At 69.5% G+C, this 20,131-nt stretch carries 19 protein-coding genes and 1 riboswitch; of the genes, 13 read left to right on the top strand and 6 right to left on the bottom strand.

Annotated features, from left to right (window positions below):
- The first annotated feature begins 217 nt into the window (after positions 1–217).
- From EIZ44_RS43055 to EIZ44_RS43040, 4 genes are all read left to right on the top strand, one after another.
- Positions 218–1,042 (top strand): TatD family hydrolase, encoded by an 825-nt coding sequence (locus EIZ44_RS43055; RefSeq protein ID WP_134734475.1) that lies wholly within the window; start codon positions 218–220, stop codon positions 1,040–1,042.
- Positions 1,043–1,469: 427 nt separating this feature from the next.
- Positions 1,470–2,852: a resuscitation-promoting factor gene (locus EIZ44_RS43050; protein ID WP_037820292.1), complete on the top strand. Its 1,383-nt coding sequence runs from the start codon at positions 1,470–1,472 to the stop codon at positions 2,850–2,852.
- Positions 2,853–2,945: 93 nt separating this feature from the next.
- The gene (rsmA, locus tag EIZ44_RS43045) at positions 2,946–3,788 is read left to right on the top strand and encodes a 16S rRNA (adenine(1518)-N(6)/adenine(1519)-N(6))-dimethyltransferase RsmA (protein ID WP_134734474.1); all 843 of its coding nucleotides are present in this window, start codon (positions 2,946–2,948) and stop codon (positions 3,786–3,788) included.
- A 559-nt stretch (positions 3,789–4,347) separates the two neighbouring features.
- Positions 4,348–4,438, top strand: a riboswitch (SAM riboswitch).
- Between the two features lie 215 nt (positions 4,439–4,653).
- Entirely contained in the window at positions 4,654–5,667 is a 1,014-nt protein-coding gene (locus EIZ44_RS43040) for a methionine ABC transporter ATP-binding protein (protein ID WP_134670256.1), read from the top strand.
- Between the two features lie 109 nt (positions 5,668–5,776).
- Here the strand turns inward: EIZ44_RS43040 and EIZ44_RS43035 are convergent, their stop codons facing one another.
- Positions 5,777–6,250 carry a hypothetical protein gene (locus EIZ44_RS43035; RefSeq protein ID WP_134734473.1) on the bottom strand — a complete coding sequence of 158 codons (474 nt, stop codon included), beginning with the start codon at positions 6,248–6,250 and terminating at the stop codon, positions 5,777–5,779.
- A gap of 121 nt (positions 6,251–6,371) precedes the next feature.
- Between EIZ44_RS43035 and EIZ44_RS43030 the strand changes: the two genes are divergently transcribed.
- The 5 genes from EIZ44_RS43030 (at position 6,372) to EIZ44_RS43010 (ending at position 12,657) form a co-directional block, all read left to right on the top strand.
- Positions 6,372–7,340, top strand: a complete 969-nt coding sequence (locus EIZ44_RS43030) for a 4-(cytidine 5'-diphospho)-2-C-methyl-D-erythritol kinase (RefSeq protein WP_134734472.1) — start codon at positions 6,372–6,374, stop codon at positions 7,338–7,340.
- Positions 7,341–7,377: 37 nt separating this feature from the next.
- On the top strand, positions 7,378–9,147 hold the full coding sequence (locus EIZ44_RS43025) for an ABC-F family ATP-binding cassette domain-containing protein (protein ID WP_134670252.1): 1,770 nt from the start codon (positions 7,378–7,380) through the stop codon (positions 9,145–9,147).
- Positions 9,148–9,157: 10 nt separating this feature from the next.
- Entirely contained in the window at positions 9,158–10,237 is a 1,080-nt protein-coding gene (locus EIZ44_RS43020; RefSeq protein WP_134734471.1) for a PucR family transcriptional regulator, read from the top strand.
- Between the two features lie 115 nt (positions 10,238–10,352).
- Entirely contained in the window at positions 10,353–10,901 is a 549-nt protein-coding gene (locus tag EIZ44_RS43015) for a nuclear transport factor 2 family protein (RefSeq protein ID WP_134734470.1), read from the top strand.
- A gap of 67 nt (positions 10,902–10,968) precedes the next feature.
- Entirely contained in the window at positions 10,969–12,657 is a 1,689-nt protein-coding gene (locus EIZ44_RS43010; RefSeq protein WP_134670246.1) for a fatty acyl-AMP ligase, read from the top strand.
- Positions 12,658–12,723: 66 nt separating this feature from the next.
- Here EIZ44_RS43010 and EIZ44_RS43005 read toward each other — a convergent pair whose 3' ends face one another.
- The 3 genes from EIZ44_RS43005 to EIZ44_RS42990 all read right to left on the bottom strand — a co-directional run bounded on the left by EIZ44_RS43005 (position 12,724) and on the right by EIZ44_RS42990 (position 14,942).
- Positions 12,724–13,092, bottom strand: a complete 369-nt coding sequence (locus EIZ44_RS43005; protein ID WP_043836513.1) for a DivIVA domain-containing protein — start codon at positions 13,090–13,092, stop codon at positions 12,724–12,726.
- A gap of 646 nt (positions 13,093–13,738) precedes the next feature.
- Positions 13,739–14,332 (bottom strand): aminoacyl-tRNA hydrolase, encoded by a 594-nt coding sequence (pth, locus tag EIZ44_RS42995; RefSeq protein WP_134670244.1) that lies wholly within the window; start codon positions 14,330–14,332, stop codon positions 13,739–13,741.
- A 10-nt stretch (positions 14,333–14,342) separates the two neighbouring features.
- Positions 14,343–14,942, bottom strand: a complete 600-nt coding sequence (locus tag EIZ44_RS42990; protein ID WP_134734468.1) for a 50S ribosomal protein L25/general stress protein Ctc — start codon at positions 14,940–14,942, stop codon at positions 14,343–14,345.
- A 325-nt stretch (positions 14,943–15,267) separates the two neighbouring features.
- On the opposite strand from EIZ44_RS42990, the gene EIZ44_RS42985 reads away from it, so the two are divergent.
- Both EIZ44_RS42985 and EIZ44_RS42980 read left to right on the top strand, forming a co-directional pair.
- Positions 15,268–16,383: a hypothetical protein gene (locus EIZ44_RS42985; RefSeq protein ID WP_205673484.1), complete on the top strand. Its 1,116-nt coding sequence runs from the start codon at positions 15,268–15,270 to the stop codon at positions 16,381–16,383.
- Positions 16,384–16,485: 102 nt separating this feature from the next.
- Complete coding sequence (locus EIZ44_RS42980) at positions 16,486–17,130, top strand: NAD(P)-dependent oxidoreductase (protein WP_037820183.1); 645 nt, start codon at positions 16,486–16,488, stop codon at positions 17,128–17,130.
- Between the two features lie 48 nt (positions 17,131–17,178).
- Here EIZ44_RS42980 and EIZ44_RS42975 read toward each other — a convergent pair whose 3' ends face one another.
- Positions 17,179–18,024, bottom strand: coding sequence for an esterase/lipase family protein (locus tag EIZ44_RS42975; RefSeq protein ID WP_037820192.1), 846 nt, complete (start codon positions 18,022–18,024; stop codon positions 17,179–17,181).
- 110 nt (positions 18,025–18,134) lie between these two features.
- Between EIZ44_RS42975 and EIZ44_RS42970 the strand changes: the two genes are divergently transcribed.
- Positions 18,135–18,809, top strand: a complete 675-nt coding sequence (locus tag EIZ44_RS42970; protein WP_051729802.1) for a TetR/AcrR family transcriptional regulator — start codon at positions 18,135–18,137, stop codon at positions 18,807–18,809.
- On the opposite strand, the gene EIZ44_RS42965 is transcribed toward EIZ44_RS42970, so the two are convergent.
- Complete coding sequence (locus tag EIZ44_RS42965) at positions 18,745–19,617, bottom strand: TIGR03621 family F420-dependent LLM class oxidoreductase (protein ID WP_134734466.1); 873 nt, start codon at positions 19,615–19,617, stop codon at positions 18,745–18,747. The genes EIZ44_RS42970 and EIZ44_RS42965 overlap by 65 nt on opposite strands.
- A 96-nt stretch (positions 19,618–19,713) precedes the next feature.
- Between EIZ44_RS42965 and EIZ44_RS42960 the strand changes: the two genes are divergently transcribed.
- Complete coding sequence (locus EIZ44_RS42960) at positions 19,714–20,100, top strand: pyridoxamine 5'-phosphate oxidase family protein (protein ID WP_134734465.1); 387 nt, start codon at positions 19,714–19,716, stop codon at positions 20,098–20,100.
- Positions 20,101–20,131: the final 31 nt, after the last annotated feature.

The raw sequence follows: 20,131 nt of genomic DNA, 5'->3' as shown, positions 1-20,131 counted from the left end.
TGGCGTTCGGTGCGTCCCATGCACCCAATGCCACATTGGGGACGGCATCCGGCCGACGGCTGCGGTGGGGGCGGAGCGGGTCCGTGAAGGGCTCCTCGAGGGAATCTAAGTCCGTGAAGGGGTCCCTCACGGCCGTCGCGGGTCGTGAGGGGAACTCTGGGGGAGTGAGGGTTCCCCTCACGGCATTCGCGAGGCGAGGGCGCAGTAGCTTGGAAGCATGGGTGCCGAAAAGCGCGAACTTCCTCCGATTCCTGATCGGCTGCCGGTGACGGTGGTTGACGCGCACACTCATCTCGACGCGTGCGGGGCCGAGACTGCGGCTGATGTTGCCGCGATGGTCGACCGTGCCGAGCGGGCTGGCGTTGCGCGTGTTGTCACTGTCGCGGATGATCTCGCGGCTGCTCGCTGGGCTTCCGAAGCGTCCACCTGGGACTCGCGGGTCTTCGCTGCGGTGGCTATTCATCCCACGCGTACCAAGGAATTCGGGCCCGCCGAACAGTCCGAAGTGGAGCGTCTGGCGCGCGGGGAACGGGTCGTCGCGGTCGGTGAGACGGGGCTTGATTACTACTGGGACTACTCGCCTCACGATGCACAGCAGGCTGCGTTTCGCTGGCACATCGACCTTGCGAAGCGGCTTGGCAAGGCGCTGATGATCCACGACCGCGACGCGCACGAGGACGTGCTTCGCATCCTCGACGAGGAAGGTGCGCCCGAGACGGTCGTCTTCCACTGCTTCTCCGGCGACGAGCACATCGCGCGGCGCTGTGTCGACAAGGGCTACATCCTGTCCTTCGCGGGCACGGTCACCTTTAAGAACGCGCGCGGGCTGCACGAGGCCGCGCGTCTTGTGCCGCGTGGGCAGTTCCTCGCGGAGACAGACGCGCCGTTTCTGACGCCTCATCCCTACCGTGGGCGGCCGAACGAGCCGTATTGCACCGCCTACACCGTTCGCTTCCTCGCTCAGCTGCGCGGCGAAGCGGTCCACGAGGTGGCCGAAGCGGTCCGGACCACTGCCGAACGCGCATACCGGCTGCCTGCGTGATTCCGTAGTGTCACAACGGGTTGCACGGATTGCGACATTCGAGACCGCGCATTCGTCCACCTGATGAGTGACGCAAGTCACGACACTCCGGGGGGTGTTTGCGCAACCTGCCGACACCCGTTACTGTCCCGTGATCGTGCCGGTCGGTACCGCGCAGCGGAACCGGCTGATACGCCCACCAGTCACGTCAGTGCACGTCGGGGAAGCGGAACCGGGGTTGGTACGACCTGGGACCGTGACGATGGCGCTGGCTGGGGGTGTCGGACTTGAGAGGCGCGCCCGAGGGTGCGTCGCGAACGAAGGACGACGCGCGAGGTACGCGCGATGTCTTGGGAAAGGGAACGACCCGGTGACTGGTAGTCGGCAGGATGATTCGCGTCTTGACGCGGGTTCGGCGTATTTCTCCTCCTCCGAATCCTCGGTGGCCGTGCTCGACCGCGAGCTCGAGGACACCGCCTACGGGCAGCTTGACTTCTCCGACGAGCTCCGCGTGACCGAGCAGGACGTGCTCGCCGCGCTCGGCCCGGACGCCGACCTGTTGATGTCGGAAATCGACGTCGACGTCGACGAGCTGATCCGCCTCATCAACGCGGAAACCACGATGCTTCCGCCGCTCGTCCTCCCGGACGAGGTCGAGCAGGACCGCACCGCCTCCCCGCAGGCCAAGAAGGCCGCGGTCGAGGAAGGGCTCCGCGAGGCGACCAAGACCTGGAAGCGCCGCTTCCTCAAGGGTGCCGTGCTTTCGCTGCTGGTCACCGTCGGCGGTGGCGGCGCGGCGGCGCTCGCGATGAACAAGAGCATCACCGTCGACGTCGACGGCCACCAGCAGACCGTGCACAGCTTCGGCGGCACCGTCGGCGACGTGCTCAAGGACGCGGGCCTCTCGGTCGGCGAGCACGACGCGCTTTCGCCCTCGCCGCAGGCGGCGGTCGGCGACGGCGGCGTCATCAAGCTCGAGCGCGGTCGTCAGCTGAACCTCGTCGTGGACGGCGTGTCCCGGCCCTCCTGGGTCCGCGCGACCACGCTCGGCGAGGCCATGAACCAGCTCGGCATGGGCAGCATGCTTTCCCAGGGCGCGTGGACGTCGATGCCGTCGTCCGGCGAACTGCCGCTGGAGGGCTCGACCGTCCAGGTCAAGACCCTCAAGCACATCACGCTTTTCGACGGCACCAACGCGCCGCGCAAGGTGGACACCACCGCGGTGACCACCAAGGAGCTCGCCTCCGACCTGAAGCTGAACCTCGGCCCGGACGACGCGATCGAGGGCGGTCTCGACGTCAGCCTGAAGAACGGCGCCGAGGTCCACGTCAGCCGCATGGGCGTGTCGATGGTCAACCAGGAAGAGACCATCGACCCCGAGGTGCAGAAGGTCGACGACCCGACGCAGCTGCAGGGCCAGCAGAGCGTCGAGGACCCGGGCACGCCGGGCAAGAAGCTGGTGACCTACAAGGTCACGAAGAAAAACGGCGAAGAGATCGCGCGCGAGCACGTCTCGGAGAAGGTCCTCGTCGAGGCCAAGGCCAAGATCATCAAGGTCGGCACCAAGAAGCCGCCGGCCCCGGCCATCGGCGACACCGGCGCGTGGGACCGCATCGCGCAGTGCGAGTCGGGCGGCAACTGGTCGATCAACACCGGCAACGGCTACTACGGCGGCCTGCAGTTCGACCGGCAGACCTGGAACGCCTACGGCGGCCAGCAGTACGCCCCCACTGCCGACAAGGCGACCCGCGAGCAGCAGATCGCGATCGCCGAGAAGGTGCGCGACGCCCGCGGCGGCTACAGCGCCTGGGGCTGCGGCTACAAGGCCTGAGCCACGCTCTGATTTTCCGGCAGGCGGCCGGGAGCCTCGCGCTCCCGGCCGCCTGTTTTCGTCCGCCGCGCCGCCGCTGGGTAGGCTCGTCCGGTGGTGGAACTGCTGGGGCCTGCCGAAATCCGCGGGCTGGCCGACGAACTCGACGTCCGGCCCACGAAGAAACTCGGGCAGAACTTCGTGCACGACCCCAACACGGTCCGCCGCATCGTCGAACTCGGCGGCGTGCAGCCAGGGGACGTCGTCCTGGAGGTCGGGCCCGGTCTCGGCTCGCTGACGCTGGGCCTGCTGGCCGCGGGCGCTCAGGTCGTCGCTGTGGAGATCGATCCGGTGCTGGCCGCCCGCCTGCCGCGCACAGTGGCCGAGCGCGCGCCTGAGGCCGCGGACCGGCTGACCGTCGTCGGCGCCGACGCGCTGCGGGTGCGGGCGGCTGATCTGCCCGTTGAGCCGGTGTCGATCATTGCGAACCTGCCGTACAACGTCGCGGTGCCGGTGGTGCTGCATCTGCTGGCCGAGCTGCCGTCGCTGCGCAGCGGGCTCGTCATGGTCCAGACCGAGGTCGCCGACCGGATGGCGGCCGGGCCGGGCAGCCGCACTTACGGCGTGCCGAGCGTGAAGCTGGCTTGGTACGGACCTGCTCGCAAGGTGGCCGCCGTGCCGCGCGCGGTGTTCTGGCCGGTGCCGAACGTCGATTCCGCTCTGGTCTCGTTCACCCGGACCGACCCGGTTTCCGGAGTGGATCGGGCCCGGCTGTTCGCGGTGGTCGACGCGGCGTTCTCCCAGCGGCGCAAGACATTGCGGGCCGCGCTGGCCGGGTGGGCTGGTTCCGCCGAGCGGGCTGGCGAGTTGCTCGCCGAGGCGGGGATCGACCCGAAGACGCGCGGGGAGCAGTTGGACGTGCACGCTTTCGCGCGGATCGCGGCTGCCGGAATGTGACCCACCTCCCCCAGGGTGCTCGCCTTGCGACTTCCAACGGCGGCGTCGGAGCAGGTATTCCCTGGTTTCGCCGCGTTCTCCGATGATCTTGTGTCGTCGCTGATTGTGGGTCATTCCCTGCTGCTTGGCTACGCTTGGTGACCACGCGAGCACGGCTGAAACAGCCGCCCACCTGTGACGAGCAGCTCGGCATTCGGGGGAGTCGGACTGCTCCACGCCCGGGATTGTTCCGCGGGGCTGACCCGAGGTGCTTCGCTTCGCTGACCTATCTCGGCTCGGTCGAGGCCCCGGTGCACCGCGCGTCGAGGCCCGCGAACCATCGCCCCTTGACAACGAGAAAACTCTTGTTCCACAAAGATCCTTGATCGTCCACAGTGGAACAAACCCGTTCGCCGCCGGTGCCCGTGGCGAGCGTTTCGCAGGTCGAGGCACTGTTCGGCGGCCGAGGTTCCGGGCTTCCGGTTTTTGGACGCGGTGTTCCGGTATGCGGGCACCACCAGACGTGTGATCTGCACCAACGCGCTTGCGTTCAGCCAATGGGATCGGCTTTACTCGAAAGCGTCCATCCCGAGCGACTGAGAGACCTGGCTCGCCGAAGTCGCAGCAACCACCCTCCGCAGGGCAGGTGCTACCGCCAGGACCGATGGAGGCTGTTTTCGATGAAGAGGGTCACCCGCCCGCTCCTGCTGACCCGCCGGCGCGTAGTCGACGAAGGTCGCCGCTCGGTATGTGCGTGTCAACGCTCCATGGTCATCGCCTGATCGTTTTTTCCGCAGTTTCTTGCGCCGTCCACAGTGGACGGTAATTCGATGACGCCTGGCGCGCCCGGAATCGGCGCCGCGCCTCGTTTGCCTGGAGCCCTTTCGTGATCACTGTCGAAAACGTGTCCAAGTCCTTTCCCTTCCACGGAAATCGGGTCGCCGCGCTGCGCGACGTGAGTGTCGACGTGCAAGCCGGTTCGCTGTTCGGGGTCGTGGGTCCGTCCGGTTCCGGCAAGTCGACCCTCGCCCGTTGCATCGCGCTGCAGGAGCGCCCCGACCGCGGCGTCGTGCGGCTCGACGGCCTCAACACCGCGACGCTCGACGGCAAGCGGCTGCGGGAGATCCGCCGCCAGCTGGGTGTCGTCGGGACCAAGCCGGAGCTGATCGCCGAGCGCACCATCGCGGGCAACATCGCCAGCCCGCTGGAGCAGCTCGGCGTCGACGGCCCGCAGCGGCGCAGCCGGGTCGGCTCGCTGCTCGACCTCGTCGGCCTCACCGCCCGCGCCGGGCAGAAGCCGGAAGAACTCACCGACGGCCAGCTCCGCCGGGTCGCGGTCGCCAGGGCGCTCGCCGCCGGACCGGCCGTGCTGCTCGCCGACGACCCGACCGCCGGGGTCGCGGCCGAGGACGCGGGCGCGGTGCTCGCCGTGCTCGACCGCGCGCGGGCCGAGCTGGGCGTGACGGTCGTCGTCACCACGCCGGACGCGGACGTCGTCCGCCGGGTCTGCGACGACGTCGCGGTGCTCGACAACGGCGCGATCGTCGAGCGCGGCACGGTGCTCGACCTCATCTCGACGCCGGACAGCTGGACCGCGCAGGCGGTGCTGCCGTCGGTCGAGACCTCGCGCGCCCAGTCCGCGAAGTACGACCGCGCGGTCGACGTCGTGCTGATCGGTTTCGCTTCGGTGGGCGCCCTGCTGCCCGAGGCGGCCAGCCGGTTCGACGTGGAGCTCGCCACCATCGGCGGCGGCCTCACCCGCATCGGGGACACCCCGATCGCCCGGTTCCGCCTCGGCGTCCGCGGCGAGCGGGCCGACGCCGCGCTGTCCTGGATCTCCGACCGGGGTGCGCACGTGAGCCAGCCGGCTCGCGGTCCGCAGAGCGTCGTCGCCGCCTGATTTCCCTTGAACTGAGCGGTTTTCCGAGGGTCGTCCCATTTGATTGGGGCGGCCCTCGCCGCGTTGGCGGGACGCGTCGCCCGAGAAATCAGGTCGCCGGGTCAAAGTTTCAGGACAAGTGTCCTGAAGTCTGTCCATTGTGGTCGTTCCGGCGCAGGATCTCCGCCAGCTCCGGATCCGCGTGCGCCTCGGCGGTCTGTTTCCACTTCGCCACGAGGGCGGCGAACGGCACCGGGTTGCCGAGGGATTCGGCTCGCTCCAGGGTTTCGGCCAGTTCGCCGACGAATGTCCGTACTTCTTCCGCGGACAGGTACCGCGCCCACGGGAACGCGGCGGGCAGCGCCCCGGCGGCGAGCGCGGCGGTCTCGGCGCTGCGGCGCACCAGCTCCGCGAGGATCGTGACGGTCGCCGAAAACCCGGCCGCCGCCTGTTCGGCGCGCTCGGCGGTCACGAGCAGCAGATCGGGTTTGTCCTTCTCCCGTCGGCGAATCCGGACCGAACGGGTCGGCGAACCTTCGAGCCGGTCGACGACCCGGCGCGGGTGCAGGGACAACTCGGACAGGTTGACCTCCGGCGCGCGCATAGTTCCAAAGTAGTTCCAAATTAGTCCGGATGGCCACTCCGGAGCGACGGTTGGGGGAACTTCCGTGCCGACGTTTTCTCCTGGCGACACCTGGTCAGCGCCAGCCACGTAGGCTGGACGGGTGCTCGCCGTCGTACCACCACCAGTCACCGTCCGGGTCCCGGCCAAGGTCAACCTGCACCTGGCCGTCGGCGACCTGCGGGCGGACGGGTTCCACGAGCTGGTCACCGTCTTCCAGGCGCTTTCGCTCACCGACGAGGTGACCGTCTCCGCCACCGACGAGCCAGGGCTCGAGGTGTACGGCGAGGGGGAGCGCACCGTGCCCACCGACGGCGCCAACCTCGCCTGGCGCGCGGCACGCGAACTGGCCTCCTACGCCGGACGGCCGGACGCGGATGAGCCGAAGGTGCGAATCGTGCTGCGCAAGGGCATTCCGGTCGCCGGCGGCATGGCGGGCGGGAGCGCGGACGCGGCGGCGGCGCTGGTCGGGCTCTCGTCGCTCTGGAAGCTCGACATCACCCGCGACGAGCTGGCCACCATCGCCGGCCGGCTGGGCAGCGACGTGCCCTTCGCGCTGTACGGCGGCACTGCGCTCGGCACCGGCCGCGGCGAGCAGCTCGTTCCGGTGCTCGCGCGCCACACGTTCCATTGGGTGCTCGCCTTCGACGAGGAAGGCCTGTCCACGCCCAAGGTGTTCGGCGAACTCGACCGGCTGCGCGCCGACGGCAAACCGCCGCGGATCGGGTCGCACACGCCGGTCGTGGAGGCGCTCGCGTCGGGTGATCCTCGCCAACTCGCCCTGTTGCTCGGCAACGACTTGCAGGCGGCCGCGGTGTCGCTGCGGCCCGGCCTGCGCCGCACGCTGCGCGCCGGGGTGAACGCGGGCGCGCTCGCCGGATGCGTGTCCGGCTCCGGGCCGACGTGCGCGTTCCTGTGCTCCGACGCGGAAACCGCGGTCGAGGTGGCCGCTGAGCTGTCCGGCGCGGGAGTGTGCCGGACGGTGCGGGTCGCGCACGGCCCGGTGCCGGGGGCCCGGGTGGTCGGCGGCGACGACGCCCCGCGCAACGCGCCGCCGCGCGTGCACGCCTGAAAGCTCGAATCAACAGTCCACAGTGGAAAGGATCCGGATGGCCAACCTGGTCAACCTGGAATCGGTGAGCAAGTCCTACGGCGTGAAGCCGTTGCTGGACAACGTTTCGCTCGGCGTCGCCGAGGGGCAGCGCATCGGCGTCGTCGGGCTCAACGGCGGCGGCAAGACGACGCTGCTCGAAGTCCTTTCCGGACTGAGCGAGCCGGATTCCGGCCGGGTGAGCCAGGTGCGCGACCTGCGGATGGCGGTGGTCACCCAGCGCACCGAACTGCCCGCGGGCAGCACGGTCGGCGACGTGGTGCTGCAGCGCTACGGGGCCGAGCACGAATGGGCCGCCGACGCGCGCGTCCGGTCTATTGTGGACGGTCTGGGCATCACCGCGATCGGCCTCGAGACCCCGACCGCGAACCTGTCCGGCGGCGAACGCCGTCGCGTCGCGCTGGCCGCCGCGCTGACCGGCGAACTGGATCTCGTGGTGCTCGACGAGCCCACCAACCACCTTGACGTCGAAGGCGTGCGCTGGCTCGCCGACCATCTGCTGGGCCGCCGGATCGCGGTCGTGGTCGTGACGCACGACCGGTGGTTCCTCGACACCGTCGCGAGCCTCACCTGGGAGGTCGCGAACGGCCGGGTCGAGCAGTACGAAGGCGGTTACGCCGACTGGATTTTCGCGCGCGCCGAACGCGCCCGCCTCGCCGCGACCGCGGAGGAGAAGCGGCAGAACCTGGCGCGCAAGGAATTGGCGTGGCTGCGCCGCGGACCGCAGGCGCGTTCCTCGAAGCCGCGGTACCGCGTCGAAGCCGCCGAGGCGCTGATCGCCGACGTGCCGCCGCCGCGCGATTCGGTGGAGCTGATGGCGTTCGCGAAACGCCGGCTCGGCAAGACGGTGCTGGAGCTGGAAGACGCGTCGCTGCGGGTCGGCGACCGGACCTTGCTCGACCACGTCACGTGGCGGATCGGCCCTGGCGACCGGATCGGTCTCGTCGGCGTGAACGGCTCCGGCAAGACCACGCTGCTGAAGCTGCTGGGCGGCGACGTCGAATCGCCGACCGGACGGCGGGTGCAGGGCAAGACGGTCGCGCTCGCGCACCTGCGCCAGGAACTCGACGACCTGCCCGCCGATCTTCGCGTGCTGCAAGCGATCGAGCAGATCTCCGGCCGCGTCGTGTTCGGCAAGCAGGAGATGACCGCGTCGCAGCTCGGCGAGAAGCTCGGGTTCCCGGCGGCTCGGCAGTGGACGCCGGTCGGCGACCTGTCCGGTGGCGAACGCCGCCGGCTGCAGCTGTGCCGGCTGCTGATGGCCGAGCCGAACGTGCTGCTGCTGGACGAGCCGACGAACGACCTGGACATCGACACCCTGCAACAGCTCGAAGACCTGCTCGACGGCTGGCCGGGCACGATGGTGGTGGTCTCGCACGACCGGTACCTGGTCGAGCGCGTCTGCGACGCCACGTACGCGCTTCTCGGCGACGGCAAGGTCACCCACCTGCCGGGCGGCATCGAGGAGTACCTGCAGCGCCGCGCCCGCGCGAAGGAGGCCGCGCCGCGTCGCGAGGCACCTCCGGCGGAGAAGACCGAGGCCAAGCGCAGTGCGGCGGAAACCCGTGCGGCGCAAAAGGAATTGGGCCGGTTGGAGCGGAAGCTGGATCAGCTCGCGAAGCGGGAAGAGAAGCTGCACGCCGCGCTGGCGGAGGCGGCGACCGACCCGGAGAAGCTGATCGAGCTGAACACCGACCTGAAGGCCGTCCTGGCCGAGAAGGACGACGTCGAAGCGCGGTGGCTGGAGACATCCGAACTCGCCGAGTGACAATCGGCGGATGGACGACGACGTTCCGCGGCTGTCGACGCTGCCCGCCGACACCACGTCGGTGCTGCGGCTGATCGCGTATTTCGACGCGTTGACCGGCCTCGCGCCTGACGCGGTGGTCCGGTCGGCAGCGCTCGTCGCGGGCTGTCCGGTCGGTGCCGTGATCGACGGCGAGAGCGTGTGGTTCGACGGCGCGGGTTTGCCGGTTTCCGGCCCGCCATTGGACGACGTCCAGATCGACCGGCCAGCGCCGCATCCGCTCGACGTCGTCCTGCTCGACCAGCTCCGCCGCGCCCTGCGCGCGACCCGGCCCGCCCCGCCGCTCCGGCTCGGCGAACCCGGTCTGCTGGAGATCGCCGTCTCGGACCGCGAACAACGCCGGGATCGCTTGCGCGCACTGCATTTGCTCGGCTACGACCTCGATCAGCCCGTCGTCGCGCTCGTCCTCGCCGGTGCTCCGGAGGACGGCCTGGACGCACTCGCCCGCGCCGGTGCCGGACGGCTGCAACACCACCGCCTAGGCCGCCTGACCCTCGCACTGACCCAAGGAGGTCCAGCCCCGCGCGAACTGGCCGGGCACCTGCACGACGACCTCGCCGCCCGCCATCCCGCCTCGACCGGACTGGACCGAGCCGTGGACGTCTGGATCGGCCTCGGCGAACCAGCAGCGGCGGCCGACGCACCCGTGTCGTGGCAGCAAGCCCGCACCGCGCTGCGCTTCGCATCGTCCACTGTGTTCGGTCGCCGGGCCGTGCCGTACGGACCGCTCGGAGTCCTTGTCCTGCTTGCGGAACTGCCGCCGTCCCGGCTCGTGGCGACCCCCGGAGTCGCGGCGCTCGAAGCCCACGCCCGCACCCCCGGCGGCGCGCTCGACGTCGAAGCGCTTGAGTCGTACTGCGTGTTCGGCGCGCTCCGGCGGACGGCGACCGAACTGAACCTCCACCACAGCACCGTCGCGGCTCGTCTGGACCGGATCGAAGCGGCGACCGGCTGGCGGCTCGAGGACGCGATGGACCGGTTCCAAGCGACGTTCGCGCTGCTGGCCCGGCGGTTGGTGACGTCGGATCGCACGCTGGGCGACGTCGGGTAGGCGACGCCCGTCGCCCGGACCGGCCGGATCCGGCGACGCGCGTCGGCTGACCCGCCGGGGCTCGCCAGCGACGATCGAGCACGCGCAACGACGCGCGTTTCCCGGAGGGACGCCCATGATCGACCCCGCCCGCACCTGGCAGATGCTCGAACAGCGGCTCGAGACGACCGCGAACCCCCGGCACCGGCAGGTGCTCGGCATCGTCCTGGAACACATGAAGGCCGAAGCGGAACCCGATCTCGACCGGCTGATGGCGACGGTCAGCAAGGACGCCGCGTATCACTTCTGGGGCGCCAGCGGCGACACCGGACCGAAGGGCCACGACGGCGTCCGCGAGTACTACGCGGCATTCGTGGCGGGCAAGGCGAATCACCTCGAATACCGGATGGACCGGCTCGTTGTTGACGATCATGCGCTGGTCACCGAGGGCGATCTGCACATGCTCCTTCCCGGCGCGACCGCACAGCAGATGGGTTTCCCTGCCGCCGATCCGGACGCGGACTACCTGTACGTCAGCAGGCAGCTGATCGTGTGGCCGGTCGACGCGGACGGCCTGATCACCGCTGAGGATTCCTACACGTCCGGACCGCTGGAATTCCGGAAACTGACCCGCGCCGAGCTGCCGCAGGCCTATCTGGACCGGGTGCGTCCGCAACCCGCCTGACGCCGGACATCCGCTGTTCACGCCGCCGCGGGCAGTGCCGGAAAAACCGGACAGTAATCTGACGCACATGAGTCGGTTTGTGGACACACTCGTCGGGAACGCGGCGGACCGGGGGCAACGGCGCGGCATGGTGACCGGCGAGCCCAAGGAGCCGGTGCGCCGGACCTGGGCGCAGGTGCACGACGAGGCGCGCCGGATCGCGGGCGGGCTGGTCAGCGGCGGGTTGAAGCCGGGAAGCGCGGTGGCGGTGCTGGCCGCCGCGCCGGTGCTCATCGCGCCGACCGTGCAGGCGGTGTGGCTCACCGGCGGCAGCGTGACGATGCTGCACCAGCCGACGCCGCGCACGGACCTCGCCGAATGGGCCGAGGACACGGTCAAGGTGCTCGAGATGATCGGGGCCGAGCTGGTCGTGCTGGGCGAACCGTTCGACCAGCTCGCCCCGGTGCTCGAAGGCAAGGGCATCAGCTACCGGCTGATCTCCGAACTCGCCGGCGCGGAACCGCTGGCCGAGATCGTGCGGACGGCCGAGAGCGACACCGCGCTGCTGCAGCTCACCAGCGGATCGACCGCGGAGCCGAAGGCCGTCCGGATCACCTACGGCAACCTGTACACCAACGTCAAGGCGATGGTCGACCGCGCCGAGTTCGAGTTCGACACCGACGTGATGGTGTCGTGGCTGCCGACCTTCCACGACATGGGCATGGTCGGCTTCCTGACCGTGCCGATGACGTTCGGCGTCGAACTGGTCAAGATCACCCCGGTCGAGTTTTTGACCGGCCCGCTGATCTGGCCGGAGCTGATCAGCAAGTACGGCGGCACCACGACGGCCGCGCCGAACTTCGCGTACGCCATCGTCGGCAAGCGCATGGCCCGCGTCGAGGACGACAACGCCTACGACCTGTCGAAGCTGCGGATCGCGCTCAACGGCGCGGAGCCGATCGACGAGACGGCCGTCGAGACCTTTGTGGACGCGGGCAAGCGGTTCAAGATGCCGCCCGAGTGCGTGTTCCCCGCGTACGGCATGGCGGAGGCGACGCTGGCGGTCTCGTTCGCGCCGCTGTTCACCGGGCTCACGCTGGACGTCGTCGAAGCCGACGCGCTGGAAGCCGACAACCGCGCGGTGCCGGTGCCGGAAGGCGACCCCCGCCGCGGCACGGACGAGGTCCGCTCGTTCGCCCTGCTCGGCCGTCCGCTGGACGGTTTGGAAGCGGACATCGTGGACGAATCCGGTTCCGTGGTGGGCGAACGGCAGGTCGGCGAGATCCGCCTGCGCGGTGAGGCCGTGACGCCCGGCTACCTGACCGTCGACGGCCCGCTGGACACCCAGGACGCGGACGGCTGGATGAAGACCGGCGACCTCGGCTACCTGGTCGACGGCCAGATCGTGATCTGCGGCCGCCGCAAGGACGTCATCATCATGGGCGGCCGCAACCTGTACCCGACCGACATCGAACGCGCCGCCGGTTCGGTCGAGGGCGTCCGGGCAGGCAACGCGGTCGCCGTCCGCCTGGACGCGGGCAGCCGCCGCGAGCGCTTCGCCGTGGTCGTGGAGTCCAAACTGGCCGGTGACGCCGCTGAGGAAAACCGCCTGGCCAAGGAAATCGCCGCGCGCGTCCGGGACGCCGTGGACATGCGCCCCTTCGCGGTCGTGGTGCTTCCGGCTGGAAGCCTGCCCAAGACCCCGTCCGGCAAGGTCAAGCGGGCCGCTACCGCGGTGCAGTACGCGGACAAGATCGCCAAGAACGCGGCCGATTGATCCGGGCTTGAACGCGCGAAGGCCGCTTCGAATCCTCGAAGCGGCCTTCGCGGCAAGATCTGGGGATTATCGGCCGGGCAGCCGCTCCGCCGGCGCCTCGGTGACGACGGGCCACGCGGCGCGTCCCGCGGTGGCCTCGGTGTGGTCCCGGCTCCCTGGAATCAGCGGAGCCCGCCGTCCGGACCGGTCGGCCAGCTGCGTCTCCACCTGGTCGAGAAACTCGTCGACCTCGCGCTCGTCGTACCCGCGCTTGCCGATCAACGGCTTGGAGAACAGCACGTGGTGGACCTCGGCCGCGGTGAGATCGTCCTCGTCGGCGATCGTCTTGGCGATCCGCCGCACGAAGTCGTCGACCTCCTGCTTGGCGTAGCCGCGGCGGCCGATCGGGGCGTTACCGAAAGCGACCTCAGCGAGATCCTCGGCGGTAAACGGCATGGATCATTCTCCGATTCAGGGTCGGGGTGGTGCGAACTCCTGCAGTCCGTCCTAACCGGTCCCGGCCACCCCGGGAAGCCCGCACCCACCCGGACGACTCGATCAGGGCCCCAGAAGACGCCCATCGAGTGAGAAATCCATCACGCAGGGCCACAACGACTCACCCACAGGCACAACGGCTCAATCGGCCCGAATGCCGCACTGGGGGCCGGGGAGGCACCGGATGCCATGTCGGGGTTTTGGCGGTGGCGCGGCGTGCGGCGTGGTCGCGTTAGCGGTGCTGGTCAGGGCGCTGGGGAGCACCGGCCACGGAGACGCGCCGGGCGGCTTCTGACTGCCGAGGTCCGTGAAGGGCTCCTTGAGGGAATCAGATTCCCTCAAGGAGCCCTTCACGGACCTCTCCACCGCGCCGGACTCGCCGCAGCAGAGACGGGCGGCCGCGCGAAGCTGCCCCTGGCCGAGGAGCCCAGCCGGGCTGGGTCAGCGGGGCCACGCGACCCGGCCGGATGCTGGCGCATCGCCGCAGCGAGGCCGCGCAAGCAGCTACCGAGAAACCCCAATGCCACATTGGGTGCATCGCACGCACCCAATGTGGCATTCGGTGCATCTGACGTACCCAATGCCACATTGGGTCGAAACCAGCAGGTCAGGCAGCGTGAAACGCGTTCTGCGCCGCAGCCAGGCCCCGCGAAACCAGCGCCTCGACCGCATCCGCGCAACGGTCGACCTCGAACGGGAGCTCCTTGCGCTCGACCGTCGAAAAGTCCTTCAGCACGAAATCCGCCGGATCCTGCCTGCCCGGCGGCCGCCCGATGCCGAAGCGCACGCGGTAGTAGTCACGCGTGCCGAGCGATTTGGTGATGGACCGGAGTCCGTTGTGCCCGTTGTCGCCGCCGCCGAGCTTGAGCTTCAGCGCGCCGAAATCGACGTCCAGCTCGTCGTGCACCACCACGACGCCGGACGGCGGCACCTTGAAGAACCGGGCCGCGCCGACGACCGGGCCGCCCGAGAGGTTCATGAACGACCGCGGCTTCACCAGCACCACGCGGGAACCGGCGAGCCTGCCTTCGAGCACCTCGGCCCCGCTGCGGTGCGCCTTGAACTTCCCGCCGACCCGGCCGGCCAGTTCGTCGAGCACCATGAACCCCACGTTGTGCCGGTTCCCGGCGTACTGGGGTCCTGGATTGCCAAGGCCGGCGAGCAGGATCAGCTCGCCGGCCCCGGGCAGGTCTTCACTCACGAAAGCGAGTCTATTCGGCCGCTTCTTCAGCGGCTTCTTCGGCTTCGGCGTCCTCGTCAGCGGCACCGCGCGGGGCCTCGTTGACGGCGACGACCAGCGCCTCGGCGTCGGTGACCAGCTCGGCGCCGGCGGGCAGCGAGACCTGGCCCGCGGTGATCTGGGTGCCGGCCTCGATGCCCTCGACGGAGACCTCGAACTGCTCGGGGATGTGCAGCGCCTCGACCTCGACCTGGATCGTGTCGAGGTCCTGGGCGACCAGGGTGCCCGGGCCCGCGGTGCCGGTGACGACGACCGGGACGTCGACGGTGACCTTCTCGCCGCGCTTGACGACCAGCAGGTCGACGTGCTCGATGTAGTTCTTGAGCGGGTGGACCACGATGGTCTTGGTCAGCGCGAGCTCGCTGGCGCCCTCCAGGTCCAGCGTGATGACGGCGTTGGTGCCGTTCTCGCGGACGACGCGGGCGAACTCGATGGCCGGCAGCGCGAAGTGCCGCGGGTCCGAGCCGTGCCCGTAGAGCACCGCGGGGATTTTGCCGGCGCGACGGGTGCGGCGGGCGGCACCCTTTCCGAACTCGGTGCGCGGTTCGACGGAAAGACGTACCTCGGACACGGTTTAGCACTCCTTCAAATCACACGACGTGCGGCAGGGGGCGGCGGGGATCGTCGATCTCTGCTCGGGGCGGTTGGCACGGCGGCGAGATTGCGGGCGTGAGCGGACCACGGGGCTTCTCGAGCCGCCGCGTCGATCACGCCGGGCACCTACAGGCGCACCCGCCTCGCCGAGACAACCCGAGAAGTGTAAACCAGCCGGTCCGCGCGGGCCCGCACCGGGTCCGGGCAGTCTCCCCCGCGCGGGTGGGTGACGACACAAATCCCGTCCCGCCCGCCGATCTGGTGGGAGTGGCATGATTTCCGCGGAAAGAGGGGCGGCCGACATGCGGGCTCGATGGACTGCGACAGCACTGGTGCTGCTTGGTGGGCTTCTCGCGGGCTGCCAGGTCGCGGTGACCGGCACGGCGGGACTGTCCGATGCCGACCGGCAGCTGGCTGCCGAGCGTGCGCAGCAGCAGACGGCGGTCGACGCCGCACTGCAGGCGCTGGAGCAAGCACCGGCACTGCAATACGACGCGACGCTGAAGGACGGCGCCGGCAACCCGGCGACGCTGACGTACCGCGTCGCGCGCGACGGCAACGGCTTCGGCGCGTTGCCACTGGAGGGCAAGTCGGTGCGACTGACCGAACCGGACGGGCAGCTCTACCTCGCGGCCGACGCGGACTACTGGAAGTCGCACGGGCTGGAGGAGAACAGCACCCAGTTCGGCAGCGGATGGGTGCACACCGTCGGCAGCGAACTGCCGGTCGACCCGGCCGCGCGGATGTCCCCGCCGAAGCTCGCCGGCGAACTGCGCAAGGCACTCGGCGGACTCGGCACCGGCGCGCCGCAAAAGCAGAAGCTGCCGGACGGCACCGAGGTGTACGACCTCGGCGGCGCGCTGCAGGTGACCACCGCCGAACCGCACCGGGTCACCGGGTTCGCGCCCGCGCTGCTCGATCCGCGCGGCGGCCCGAAGCTGGGCGCGGCGTTCCGGGTCCGGCCGCTGTCCGACGCCGAGATCAAGCAGTTCCACACCGATTTCAACGCCGCGGTCGACGCGATCGGGCAGCCGTTCGACGGGCTCGCGCAGGCGAGCGTCACGGTCCTCAACGACAAACTCGACTGCCAGGACTACGTCGGTTCCTGCAAGACCACAGTGGACGTTTCGAACAGCGTCGTCGGCAATCAGCCGGGCTCGAAACCGACCGTGCACATCAAGCTTTCGGTGGAGATCAGCGCGGACACGCTCGGCTCGCAAAGCTGCGCCACTGAAGGCGACGCCGCCGCGGACGCGACCATCACGATGTCCTGTTCGGTCAAATTCACCCTGCCCAACCGCACCGCGAGCTACCAGGTGCTGGCGAAGCCGACGGCGGTCGCCGAGGTGCGTTCGCCGGTCGACGCGAACGCGGTGAAGGCAAAGCTGGCCACCGCTTTCGCCGCGCTCGGCGGCTGACCTGCACGCTCACCTCGAGGTGCGTTTCTTCCGTTGAAGTAGCCGAAGACCGGTCCTTACCATCGGTGGCGTCGATACGGATTTTCTTTGCGAGGAGCGGCAATGAGCAAGCTGGTGGTGTTCGGCGCGACGGGATTCGCCGGTGGCCGGATCACCGACGAGGCGCTGCGGCGCGGGCACTCCGTGACCGGGGTCGCGCGCAAGGCCGAGGGGTTGCCGTCGGGGGTCGAAGCGCGTTCGGGGTCGATGCATGACGCGGAGTTCGTCGCGTCGGTGGCCAAGGGCGCGGACGTGCTCGTGATCGCGACGCCGGGCCGTGCGGACGACCAGGGCCGCCGGCTGGTGGACGCCCTGCCGACGCTGGTGGAAGCGGCCCGCGCGAACGGCGCGCGGCTGGCGGTCGTCGGCGGCGCCGGTTCGCTGCGGGTCAGCGAGGACGGGCCGCGGGTGATCGACACGCCGGAGTTCCCGGAGGAGTACAAGCCGGAGGCGGGCAGCCACGTCCTCGTCCTGGAGGCGCTGCGCGAGCTGCCGGACGACGTCGACTGGTTCTACGTCAGCCCGGCGGCCGAGTTCGGTTCCTGGATCCCCGGCGAGCGCACCGGCAAGTTCCGTCTCGGCGGCGACGTGCTGGTCAGCGACGCCGACGGCCGCTCGCACATCAGCGGCGCGGACCTGGCGATCGCGTTCGTGGACGAGATCGAAGAGCCGAAGCACTCGCGCGCCCGGTTCACCCTGGCGTACTGAGCGCGGAACCCGGTGGCGCTCGTGCCGCCACCGGGTCCGCCTCGCGCGTCAGCCGGGAGATCCCGCCGTGCACAGGAATTTCGTGGCGTGCTCCGGGTCGAGCGCGTTGGTGACGAGGTTCCAGACGTTGAGGTCGTAGGCCTCGCCGATGTGCCCGACGGGATCGAACGGGCAGGTGTCCTGGACGTATTCGTTCGTGACGCCCGGTTCGCGCACGAAAGACGTTTCGGTGGGCGTGACCAGTTCGTCGAACCGCGACGTGAGCACGGTGTAGCGGACGCCGGGCTGCGCGATGGGACCGTTCGTGAGCGTCTGGACGGCGCTGCCGTCGGTGATCAGGTTGTCGCAAGCCGGGCAGCCGAACGCGGTGAGCGCCTTGCCGACTTCATCGCGAATTCCCAGCAGGTACGCCAGTTTCGTCAGATTGGCGAACGTGGTGCCGTGCGTGGGCGGCGCGATGGCGACGACGGAGCCGATGCGGTCGGCGATGCCTTGGGTTTTCGTGACGTACAAGGTCTGGAATCCGCCCTCGGAGTGGCCGACCAGATCCACTTGCGCCGCACCGGTTTCGTTCAGCACTTCGCCGATGAACTGCTTGATTTCCGTTGCGGAGTCGGCGATCGGGCGCAGCCCGCCGACGACCGGGAACTGCGGGTACGCGCCGTAGGTGCGGCTGAAGGTGCAGTATCCCTTGGCGGCGACGTGATCCTGCAGGTAGTTCAAGTCCTCATAGGACGTCGCGCCGAGCCCGTGCAGGAACACCACCGGACGCGGGTGTGCGCTGCTCGGCCGGCACGCCGGATCGTTGACGCCGCCGGTCGGGGCGGCCGTGGCTGGGGCGGCGAACGCGGCGGTCAGCAATGCCGCGGCGGCCAGGACGATGCGCAACCTCATCGGAGCGGTCCTTCCCTGTCGTCCTTGACAGTGGATACCCTGGGGTATTGGATACCTGAAGGTATTGAGCGAGCAGATCCAGTGTCAACCCCCGGATGAGGGAGAAGCCGATGACCGGCCGGACGCGGCCGACGCGCGCGGAGACCCGGCGGCGCATTCTCGACGCCGCCTTCGCCGTGTTCGGGGAACAGGGAATCGCCGCGACGAAGCTGACCGAGGTGGCCGCGGCGGCCGGGCTGACGAAAGGCGCGGTCTACTCGAGCTTCGCGTCGAAGGACGAGCTGGTGCTGGCGTTGATGGAGGAGCACGCTGCGCACCGGCTCGAAGCGAGTTTGGCGAGTTTCGCCGAAGCGGACGACGGCGGCGCCGGGCTGGCGAACGTCGCCGCGGTGCTGATGTACGAAATGCGTGCCGACGCGGTGTGGCACCGGCTGCTGGCCGAGTTTTTCGCGATGGCGCACCAAGACGACCGGCGGCGCGACGCGTTGCGCCGGCGCCGCCGGGAGGTTCGCGACACGATCGCGCGTGCCTTGAACCGGCTCGCCGAGGGATTGGACCTCGAACTTCCGTTGCCTGCCGAGGAATTCGCCGTCGTGCTGCTCGCGTTGAGCAACGGTTTGGCCGTGGAAGCCGAAATCGACGACGAAGCCGTGCCGGACGGGCTCCTCGGCCGGGTGCTCACGCTCATCGCCGGAGACGCCGTCGCGAAGGTGCAGGCGGCTAGCGACCTCGCAGTTCAGCCACCACCGGAGCGAAAGTCTCCATCATCGCCTCGAAAACGGTGAAGTAGGAGAAGCCGTACCGCTCGCGGTGCGCGATCAGCTGCTGCACCATCTCGTCCACCGTGCCGAAGAGAAGCTGGGGTGCGTTGAGCAGTTCGTCGACGTCCGCCGCACTGCGTTCCTCGGTCTCGGCGTGCCATTCCGCCGCGGCCTCGCGCCGGTCGTCGGTGACCACGACGCGCTGGATCAGCATGTTGTAGTCGATCTCGCGATCCCCTGCCAGCGAACGGAAATACGCGACCCGCTCGTCCATCGCGACGTCGTTGTCGAGCACGAACGTGCCCGGCGGACGGCCGCGGTCCTGGCGAAGACCGGCGAATCCGACGATGTCCGCCTGTTCCGCCGCGAGCTTGAGCACGCCGTCGCTGTTGCCCGCGATCAGCAGCTTCGGCATGCCGCCCTCGTCCTCGACGCGCGTGCGCAGTTCGGCGAGACCTTCGGTGAGGTAGGTGATCCGGTCGGCGGCTTTGCGCCACGGCAACCCGGCGTCGTCGAACTCGTGCTTCATGTGGCCCGAGCCGAGACCGAGTTCGAAGCGGCCTTCGGTGAGTTTGTTGGTAGTGGCGACATCGCGGGCGAAGAGCGCGAGGTTGTAGAAAGGCACATTGGACACCAACGTGCCGACCCGCACCCGCTCGGTCACCGCCGCGGCAGCCGTGAGCGCGGGAAACGGCGACAGCCGCCCCGGCCCGAGATGGTCGGGAACGGTCAGGTGGTCGTAGCCGAGCTCCTCGGCCCGCCGGCATTTTGCGGTCCACTCAGTGCCGTTGGCCGTGAGCCGCAGGCTGACGCCGAATTCGAATTTCCCCATGGCTAGGACGCTAGCCACTCACGTACGGGTGACGCACCGGTTTTCGCCGCCGGCGGAACCCGGTTTTTGTCGTACCTGGTGGCTAGCTTCGAGGGCATGGTGTTGTCGAGGGAAGAACGGGAACAGTTTCTGGCCGAACCGCACATCGGCGCGCTCTCGGTGGTCGAGCGCCCGGACCGCGCGCCGTTGACGGTGCCGATCTGGTACCAGTACACGCCGGGCGGCGAACTGTGGGTGATCACGCCGCCGGAATCGCGCAAGGCGAAGGCGATCCAGGCGGCGGGACGGTTCAGCCTGATGGTGCAGCGAGTCGAGCCGACGGTCCGGTACGTGTCGGTGGAAGGCCCGGTGGTGCGGACCCGCCCGGGCAGCCGTGAGCTGACGTGGGAGATGGCTGCGCGGTACCTGCCTGCCGACAAGGTGGCGGGGTATGTGGAGTTCGAGCGGACGCAACTGGGGGAGCACATGGCGATCTGGGATTGACCCGTTTTGACGGACAGGGTCGTTGAGGTGT

The sequence above is a fragment of the Amycolatopsis nivea genome (assembly GCF_004522235.1).
Lineage (GTDB): Bacteria > Actinomycetota > Actinomycetes > Mycobacteriales > Pseudonocardiaceae > Amycolatopsis > Amycolatopsis nivea.
The sequence above is the reverse complement of the archived record's forward strand: the minus strand, read 5'-3'. Positions and strand labels throughout refer to the sequence as shown.

What these genes read in the sequence shown, in the direction of transcription:
- EIZ44_RS43020 (WP_134734471.1), top strand. Translation starts at nt 9,158, where the DNA reads ATGGACGACGACGTTCCGCGGCTGTCGACGCTGCCCGCCGACACCACG.
- EIZ44_RS43005 (WP_043836513.1), bottom strand. Translation starts at nt 13,092, where the DNA reads ATGCCGTTTACCGCCGAGGATCTCGCTGAGGTCGCTTTCGGTAACGCC.
- EIZ44_RS43010 (WP_134670246.1), top strand. Translation starts at nt 10,969, where the DNA reads ATGAGTCGGTTTGTGGACACACTCGTCGGGAACGCGGCGGACCGGGGG.
- EIZ44_RS42965 (WP_134734466.1), bottom strand. Translation starts at nt 19,617, where the DNA reads ATGGGGAAATTCGAATTCGGCGTCAGCCTGCGGCTCACGGCCAACGGC.
- EIZ44_RS42980 (WP_037820183.1), top strand. Translation starts at nt 16,486, where the DNA reads ATGAGCAAGCTGGTGGTGTTCGGCGCGACGGGATTCGCCGGTGGCCGG.
- EIZ44_RS43025 (WP_134670252.1), top strand. Translation starts at nt 7,378, where the DNA reads ATGGCCAACCTGGTCAACCTGGAATCGGTGAGCAAGTCCTACGGCGTG.
- EIZ44_RS42975 (WP_037820192.1), bottom strand. Translation starts at nt 18,024, where the DNA reads ATGAGGTTGCGCATCGTCCTGGCCGCCGCGGCATTGCTGACCGCCGCG.
- EIZ44_RS42960 (WP_134734465.1), top strand. Translation starts at nt 19,714, where the DNA reads ATGGTGTTGTCGAGGGAAGAACGGGAACAGTTTCTGGCCGAACCGCAC.
- EIZ44_RS42970 (WP_051729802.1), top strand. Translation starts at nt 18,135, where the DNA reads ATGACCGGCCGGACGCGGCCGACGCGCGCGGAGACCCGGCGGCGCATT.
- EIZ44_RS42985 (WP_205673484.1), top strand. Translation starts at nt 15,268, where the DNA reads ATGCGGGCTCGATGGACTGCGACAGCACTGGTGCTGCTTGGTGGGCTT.
- EIZ44_RS43055 (WP_134734475.1), top strand. Translation starts at nt 218, where the DNA reads ATGGGTGCCGAAAAGCGCGAACTTCCTCCGATTCCTGATCGGCTGCCG.
- EIZ44_RS43015 (WP_134734470.1), top strand. Translation starts at nt 10,353, where the DNA reads ATGATCGACCCCGCCCGCACCTGGCAGATGCTCGAACAGCGGCTCGAG.
- EIZ44_RS43035 (WP_134734473.1), bottom strand. Translation starts at nt 6,250, where the DNA reads ATGCGCGCGCCGGAGGTCAACCTGTCCGAGTTGTCCCTGCACCCGCGC.